The sequence below is a fragment of the Rosenbergiella collisarenosi genome (genome assembly GCF_018494085.1).
Taxonomy (GTDB): domain Bacteria; phylum Pseudomonadota; class Gammaproteobacteria; order Enterobacterales; family Enterobacteriaceae; genus Rosenbergiella; species Rosenbergiella collisarenosi.
Genome location: NZ_JABBFP010000050.1, coordinates 1 through 203 on the forward strand (window position 1 = coordinate 1; position 203 = coordinate 203).

The 203-nt window shown below is 54.2% G+C and carries 2 tRNA genes; both read right to left on the reverse strand.

The annotated features are described in order from the left end of the window. Positions 1-3: 3 nt before the first annotated feature. Positions 4-80: transfer RNA gene (locus HGT70_RS16545), tRNA-Arg, on the reverse strand. A gap of 45 nt (positions 81-125) precedes the next feature. Continuing rightward, positions 126-202: transfer RNA gene (locus tag HGT70_RS16550), tRNA-Arg, on the reverse strand. Position 203 lies beyond the last annotated feature (1 nt).

Consider the following 203-nt stretch of genomic DNA (forward strand, 5'->3'; position numbering starts at 1 on the left):
TTATGGTGCATCCGGGAGGATTCGAACCTCCGACCGCTCGGTTCGTAGCCGAGTACTCTATCCAGCTGAGCTACGGATGCAGAGTATGGGGTAAAGCGAGGTATAGCATTGTGTACAACAAGTAATGGTGCATCCGGGAGGATTCGAACCTCCGACCGCTCGGTTCGTAGCCGAGTACTCTATCCAGCTGAGCTACGGATGCA